5 protein-coding genes are annotated in these 5,697 nt (G+C 65.8%); all 5 read right to left on the bottom strand.

The genetic code is table 11. The annotated features are described in order from the left end of the window. Positions 1-1,575, bottom strand: a 1,575-nt coding sequence (gene carB, locus ELR45_RS41340) for a carbamoyl-phosphate synthase large subunit (RefSeq protein ID WP_276320719.1), incomplete at its 3' end; no start/stop codon positions are given. A gap of 56 nt (positions 1,576-1,631) precedes the next feature. Next, positions 1,632-2,795: a glutamine-hydrolyzing carbamoyl-phosphate synthase small subunit gene (carA, locus tag ELR45_RS21800; protein ID WP_129668224.1), complete on the bottom strand. Its 1,164-nt coding sequence runs from the start codon at positions 2,793-2,795 to the stop codon at positions 1,632-1,634. A gap of 112 nt (positions 2,796-2,907) precedes the next feature. Beyond that, complete coding sequence (locus ELR45_RS21795) at positions 2,908-3,540, bottom strand: PH-like domain-containing protein (protein ID WP_129668223.1); 633 nt, start codon at positions 3,538-3,540, stop codon at positions 2,908-2,910. A gap of 76 nt (positions 3,541-3,616) precedes the next feature. Continuing rightward, positions 3,617-4,921: a dihydroorotase gene (locus ELR45_RS21790; RefSeq protein WP_129668222.1), complete on the bottom strand. Its 1,305-nt coding sequence runs from the start codon at positions 4,919-4,921 to the stop codon at positions 3,617-3,619. Continuing rightward, a partial coding sequence (locus tag ELR45_RS21785) for an aspartate carbamoyltransferase catalytic subunit (protein ID WP_240760016.1) occupies positions 4,918-5,697 on the bottom strand: 780 nt, incomplete at its 5' end. The genes ELR45_RS21790 and ELR45_RS21785, both read right to left, overlap by 4 nt.

Here is a 5,697-nt window from a genome sequence, read left to right as displayed (position 1 = left end):
CGTATCCACCGTCTTGAACACCGGCCGGATACCCAACGTCTGGCGCACCCCGCGGATCACCTCAGCCGAGCTATGACGCAACGCCGCGATCTGGGAATCCGAGAACCCATGCCGCTTCGCTCTGCGCAGCACCTGCGGCGTCACATGCTCCACACCGCGAACCTCTTCGGCGACCTCACACAGCAACAACAACTGATCCACAAACCACGGATCAATCCGCGTCGCCTCACACAGCTGCTCCACCGTGGCTCCGGCCCGCAACGCGGCCACCACATCACCCAGGCGCCCGTCATACCCCCGCGACACCCGCGCCAACAGCTCGGCCACATCTCCAGCCTCGCTGGCGAAGTCCAACTCACTCCCGGCTTTCTCCGCCGAGCGCATCGCCTTCTGCAACGCCTCAGTAAACGACCGCCCGATCGCCATCGCCTCACCCACGCTCTTCATATGCGTCGTGAGCGTGGTGTCAGCCGCGGGGAACTTCTCGAACGCGAACCGCGGCACCTTCACCACCACATAATCCAGTGTCGGCTCGAACGACGCCGGCGTCTGTTGGGTGATGTCATTCGGGATCTCATCCAACGTGTAACCCAACGCGACCTTCGCCGCGATCTTCGCGATCGGAAACCCCGTCGCCTTACTGGCCAACGCCGACGACCGCGACACCCGCGGATTCATCTCAATAATCACAATCCGCCCGGTATCCGGATTCACCGCGAACTGGATATTGCAGCCACCGGTATCCACCCCCACCGCACGGATCACATCAATAGCCAGGTCCCGCATCACCTGATACTCGCGATCAGTCAGCGTCAACGCCGGCGCCACCGTCACCGAATCCCCGGTATGCACACCCATCGGATCCACATTCTCGATCGAGCAGACAATCACCACATTGTCCGCCCCATCACGCATCACCTCGAGCTCGTATTCCTTCCACCCGAGGATCGACTCCTCCAGCAACACCTCAGTGGTCGGGGACAACGCCAGCCCAGACCCCGCGATCCGATACAGGTCGTCGGCATCGAACGCCATCCCCGACCCGGCACCACCCATGGTGAACGACGGCCGCACCACCACCGGATAGCCCAGATCCTCCACGGCTTTGAGGCACTCATCCATCGAGTGACAGATCGCCGAACGCGCCGTCTCACCACCGATCTCGGCCACAATCTGCTTGAACGTCTCCCGGTTCTCGCCCCGACCGATCGCCTCGATCGACGCACCGATCAACTCCACGCCGTAGCGCTCAAGCACACCCGACTCATGCAACGCCACCGCCGCATTCAACGCCGTCTGACCACCCAACGTCGCCAACAACGCATCCGGGCGCTCAGCCGCGATCACCTTCTCCACAAACCCTGCCGTGATCGGCTCCACATACGTCGCATCCGCAATATCCGGATCCGTCATGATCGTCGCCGGGTTGCTGTTCACCAACACCACCCGCAAACCCTCAGCCCGCAACACCCGACACGCCTGCGTCCCCGAATAATCGAACTCACACGCCTGCCCGATCACAATCGGACCCGAACCAATCACCAACACACTCGAAATATCCGTACGACGCGGCATCTACAACTCGCCCTTCAACACATTCACAACCCGATGATCATCAACCCTGCGCCCGGTCATGATGTAGCCACCCGTTGATGATCACGGTCGCGCTCCATCAATTCCACGAAACGGTCGAACAGATACGCCGCGTCATGCGGCCCGGCAGCCGCCTCCGGGTGATACTGCACCGAGAACGCCCTCAACGCCCCATCCGTGCCGCGAAGAGCGAGGCCCTCAACGACATCATCGTTGAGACACACATGACTGACCTCCGCCTTCCCATATGGCGTGTCGACAGCCTCATACCTCGGGCCGTCCGTACTCCATTTGACGGCGAACCCGTGATTGTGCGCCGTGACCTCCACCTTCTCAGTACCGAGGTCCTGCACCGGCTGGTTGATCCCACGGTGGCCGTAGCCGAGCTTGAACGTTGTGAAGCCCAACGCCCGCCCGAACACCTGATTACCGAAACAAATCCCGAAGAACGGCAACCCACGCTCCAACGCTGCACGCAACACCTCCGCCGGCCCGTCGGCCGTCGCCGGGTCACCAGGACCGTTGGACAGGAACAACCCGTCCGGAGCAACAGCGAGCACATCGTCAATGGACGACCAGGCCGGCAACACATGAACCTCGATCCCCCGCTCAGCCATCCGACGCGGTGTCATCGTCTTGATGCCGAGGTCGAGCGCAGCCACACGGAACCGCCGCTCCCCCACAGCCGGCACCACATACGCCTCACGCGTGGACACCTCACCCGCCAGCTCCGCACCCGTCATCGCAGGGCTGCCCAGCACCCGCTCACGCAACGCGTCCGCGTCAGACTCGGTCGACGAGATCCCCACCCGCATCGCGCCACGCTCCCGCAGATGCCGGGTGAGCGCCCTGGTGTCGATCCCACAGATTCCGACGACACCCTGCGCCGCCAGCTCGTCCTCCAAGCTCCGCCGCGCCCGCCACGACGACACCCGCCGCGCCGGATCACGCACCACGTATCCAGCCACCCAGATCCGGCCGGACTCCGCATCCTCGTCATTCACACCCGTATTACCGATATGCGGCGCCGTCTGCACCACGACCTGCCGGTGATACGACGGATCCGTCAGTGTCTCCTGGTAACCCGTCATCCCAGTAGCGAACACCGCCTCACCAAACGTCTCCCCACCAGCCCCATACGACTCACCACGAAACGTCCGACCATCTTCCAGAACCAGCAGCGCCGGTGCACGCGTCGTCATCTCAAGCTCACTTTCTTCCGCCCTGTCCCACGTGCCGATCCACAACGTCGCGGACCGGTGCACGCCACAGCGGCACTGATCGATGTCTCCAAGCCCGTTTCCCGAGTGGCCGTCATCGGGATGCCTCATGCGTCATGACGGCGGTGACGGCCTCCTCGATCCGAGCCCGATCCTCCCGGCGTCGCGGTCGCAACGAAGTGTCCAGGACCACCTCTCCGTGTTCCCACGTGATGATCACGTACTCGGCACGCCGTACCGCACGGCCGGCCCCAGCACGGTCCGTCCGCACCGCACGGACCGATTCGCCCGGTATGACGAAGCTCGGCTCCGGGCCACGCTCCAGCAGGATGCCCTGCGGCGTGATCGTCACGGAGGCGGAGCTACGCCGGCCGAGCCCGTGTGCCAGAACGCGTTCCATCCAGTCTCCGGCCATAGTGGTCCCGGCATAGACAGTGTCGACCGGTCCGAGCGTGGTTTCGTCGCGGGAGTCGGGGAGGTCCGATTTTCTTCGACGATCTTCGGTCGGCGGCGGATCCACGCAACCAGCCACCCGAGCCGCCCGCCGACCGCGTGAGAGGAGAGGAAAATCGGACCTCCCCGCGGCCGAGTCCGTACTCACGGGTGGCAGCGGCGGCAGATTGACCTGCGTGCCCGCACGGCGACGCCAGCCCCGCCACATCAGCAGGTAGGAACCAACCAGCACCAGCCCCAGGATCGCGACGGCGACACCAGTCCTCAGATCCATGTCACTCCCCTGTCTCCCGTCGTGACGTCCCGCGTGATGTGTGCCTGTGGCCACGTTGCTCGGCACATGGCCTTTCTCACGTGAGCGCCCCGTCCTGCACTGTGGGGCGGCCTCGTAAGAAGGTGGCCACGACGGCGCCCGGAAGCTTCATTCCCTCATACGGGCTGTTCCTGGAGAGCGACGCTGAGGCCGCAGGGTCGATGGTGCGGGCCGCCGACGGATCGACCAGCGTGACATTGGCGGGCTCACCGACAGCCAACCTCCGGCCGTGGCCGGACTCCGGTGTGTCGCAGCGCCCGATCCGCGCCGGCGCGAACGACATCCGCTCCGCCACACCTGCCCAGTCCAGCAGCCGGGTGTCGACCATGGTGTGCTGCACGACGGAGAGCGCCGTCTCCAGCCCCAGCATCCCGAAGGCGGCGGCGTCCCACTCACATTCCTTGTCCTCCACCGGGTGCGGAGCATGGTCGGTCGCCACGATGTCGATGGTGCCGTCGGCCAGCCCTGCCCGCACGGCCGCGACGTCGTCGGCCGTGCGCAGCGGAGGGTTGACCTTGTAGCGCGCGTCGTACGTGGCGACCAGCTCTTCGGTGAGCAACAGGTGATGCGGCGTCACCTCCGCGGTGACCGGGAGCCCGCGTTCCTTGGCCAGCCGGATGATCTCGACCGAACCCCTGGTGGACAGGTGACAGACGTGCAGCCGGGAACCGACATGGGCAGCGAGCAGGACATCGCGGGCGATGACGGCTTCCTCTGCCACACACGGCCAGCCGCGTAGCCCGAGTCGGCCGGAGAGCTCGCTTTCGTTCATCTGCGCCCCCTCGGTCAGCCGGGGCTCCTGTGCGTGCTGGGCGACCACGCCGTCGAACGCCTTCACGTACTCCAGCGCGCGACGCATCAGCACCGCGTCGGAGACGCAATGGCCGTCGTCCGAGAAGACCCGGACGCCCGCCGCGGAATCTGCCATCGCCCCCAGCTCAGCCAGCCGCTCACCGCCGAGCCCGACAGTGACCGCGCCCACGGGCCGCACATCGGCATACCCCGCTTCTCGGCCGAGACGCCACACCTGCTCAACGACACCCGCGGTATCGGCCACCGGGTCAGTGTTGGCCATCGAGTGCACCGCGGTGAACCCGCCGAGCGCCGCCGCCTGCGTGCCGGTGGCAACGGTCTCCGCGTCCTCTCGGCCAGGCTCACGCAGGTGGGTGTGCAGATCCACCAGACCCGGCAGCGCCACCAAGCCGTCGGCGTCCACCATCCTGGCACCGGTCGCATCCACGCCGGTGCCCACCTCGGCGATCACGCCGTCGCGAAGCAGGATGTCCGCTTGGTCGCCGCCGAGGACGCGGGCGCCCTTGATCATCATCGTCTGCTCGCTCATGCGGCACCTTCCTGAACATCGGCTGCGGTCTCATCCGCTCCCGCGAGCATCAGGTACAGCGCTGCCATCCGGACATAGACGCCGTTCGACACCTGCTCGACGATCACCGAGCGCTCGTCGTCGGCGACGTCGGCCGTGATCTCCATACCGCGGTTCATCGGCCCTGGATGCAGGACGATCGCGTCATCGGGCAGGAGCGTGAACCTCCGCGAGTCCAGCCCGTACCTCCGGCTGTACTCGCGTGCCGACGGGAAGAACGCGGCATTCATCCGTTCCCGCTGTACTCGAAGCATCATCACGGCGTCAGAACCGGGCAGTACGGGATCGAGGTGGTAGGAGACGTCACAGGGCCAGTTCTCCACCCCGAGCGGTAGCAACGTCGGTGGTGCGACGAGCGTCACCTTCGCGCCGAGCGTGGCGAGTAACAGCACGTTGCTGCGAGCGACGCGCCCGTGCAGCACGTCGCCGACGATGACCACCTTCCGCCCCTGCAGGTCTCCGAGGTGCCTGCGCATGGTGAACGCGTCAAGCAGCGCCTGGGTGGGATGCTCATGGGTGCCGTCGCCGGCGTTGAGCACCCGGGCTTCGATCCACCCCGACGCCGCCAGGCGGTACGGCGCCCCGCTGGCCGAGTGCCGGACGACCACGCCGTCAGCACCCATCGCCGCCAGCGTCAGCGCGGTGTCTTTGAGGCTCTCTCCCTTGGAGACGCTGGAGCCTTTCGCTGAGAAGTTGATGACGTCCGCGGAAAGCCGCTTTGCGGCCAGCTCGAACGA

It is taken from the genome of Phytoactinopolyspora endophytica (assembly GCF_004138495.1).
Taxonomy (GTDB): Bacteria; Actinomycetota; Actinomycetes; order Jiangellales; family Jiangellaceae; genus Phytoactinopolyspora; species Phytoactinopolyspora endophytica.
Note: the sequence above shows the minus strand (reverse complement) of the source record. Positions and strands in the feature narration are given on the sequence as shown.

What these genes read in the sequence shown, in the direction of transcription:
- carA (WP_129668224.1), bottom strand. Translation starts at nt 2,795, where the DNA reads ATGACGACGCGTGCACCGGCGCTGCTGGTTCTGGAAGATGGTCGGACG.
- ELR45_RS21795 (WP_129668223.1), bottom strand. Translation starts at nt 3,540, where the DNA reads ATGGATCTGAGGACTGGTGTCGCCGTCGCGATCCTGGGGCTGGTGCTG.
- ELR45_RS21790 (WP_129668222.1), bottom strand. Translation starts at nt 4,921, where the DNA reads ATGAGCGAGCAGACGATGATGATCAAGGGCGCCCGCGTCCTCGGCGGC.